The following is a 1,427-nucleotide window of genomic DNA, read 5'->3' on the forward strand; positions in this document are numbered from 1 at the left end:
GGTCGTGTCCCTTGGCGTGGTGTAGCTCGTTGAGAGCCATCGCGATCACCGGCTTGGGCCGGGAGGATCAGGCTGCCAGGGTGGGCAGGCTGACGAGGGGATCATCGCCGATTGGGGCGATGCTTTCCAGGGTCATGTAGCGCGAGCGCTGGACGGCCCATTCGTCGTTCTGTTCCAGCAGGATCGCGCCCACAAGGCGGGTGATGGCGGCCTCGTTGGGAAAGATGCCGACGACCTCGGTCCGGCGCTTGATCTCGCCGTTCAGGCGCTCCAGCGGGTTCGTGCTGTGGAGCTTGATCCGGTGTGCGGCCGGGAACCCCATGTAGGCCAGAACGTCCGGCTCGGCCCTGTCCATCAGGGTAGCGAGTTTGGGCACCTTGGGCCGGAGCTGATCGGCCACGCGCCGCCACTGCTGACGGGCTGCGTCGGCATCGTCCTGGGCGAACGCCGTGGCGATGAAGGCGGAGACGACACGCCGCCCGCTGCGCCCGGCATGGGCGAGCACGGTCCTCATGAAGTGGACGCGGCAGCGCTGCCAGGTCGCGTTCATGACCTTGGCCACTGACGCCTTGATGCCCTCGTGGGCGTCCGAGATCACCAGCTTGACCCCGCGCAGCCCCCGGCGGGCGAGCTTGCGCAGGAAGTCCGTCCAGAACGTCTCGGCCTCGGAGGGGCCGACATCCATGCCCAGCACTTCCCTGCGACCATCGGTGTTCACGCCGACCGCCACGATGACGGCGACCGAGACGATACGCCCGTCCTGGCGCACCTTCACGTAAGTCGCATCGATCCAGAGATAGGGCCACTCGCCCTCGATGGGCCGGTCGAGAAACGCGCCGACCCGCTCGTCGATCTCCTGGCAAAGCCGGCTGACCTGGCTCTTCGACACGCCCGTACCGCCCATGGCTTGGACGAGGTCATCGACCGAGCGGGTTGAGATGCCCTGGATGTAGGCCTCCTGGATCACGGCCGTGAGCGCCTTCTCGGCCATCCGGCGCGGCTCCAGGAAGCCCGGAAAGTAGCTGCCCTTGCGCAGCTTCGGAATGCGTAGCTCGACCGTGCCGGCCCGCGTCTGCCAATCCCGGTCACGGTAGCCGTTGCGCTGGACCAGCCGCTCGGCGCTCTTCTCGCCATGGGCGGCCCCGGTCAGGCCACCGACCTCCAGCTCCATTAGCCGCTCGGCCGCAAAGCCGATCATCTCGCGCAGCAGATCGGCGTCGGCGCTCTTCTCCATCAGCCCGCGCAGGGCCATCATCTCGTCGGTCATCGGGGGTCTCTCGGCTCGGGGTTGGTGCTCGCAACCCGACCCTACCCGGCAACCACCGATGGCCACCCCGCGGGAGAGCCCGCCTGCTACAGCGCTGTGAAGGGCGCGCAGGCGGGCTCTCCCGCTACCAGCGAGCTACACCACCATCAGGGACACGACC

At 68.0% G+C, this 1,427-nt stretch carries 1 protein-coding gene; it reads right to left on the reverse strand.

Annotated features, from left to right (window positions below; all coding sequences use genetic code 11):
- Window positions 1-67: 67 nt before the first annotated feature.
- Window positions 68-1,267 carry an IS256 family transposase gene (locus MTDSW087_RS29820; RefSeq protein ID WP_144769401.1) on the reverse strand — a complete coding sequence of 400 codons (1,200 nt, stop codon included), beginning with the start codon at window positions 1,265-1,267 and terminating at the stop codon, window positions 68-70.
- Between the last annotated feature and the right edge of the window lie 160 nt (window positions 1,268-1,427).

Origin of the sequence: Methylobacterium dankookense (assembly GCF_902141855.1) — a bacterium.
Classification (GTDB): domain Bacteria; phylum Pseudomonadota; class Alphaproteobacteria; order Rhizobiales; family Beijerinckiaceae; genus Methylobacterium; species Methylobacterium dankookense.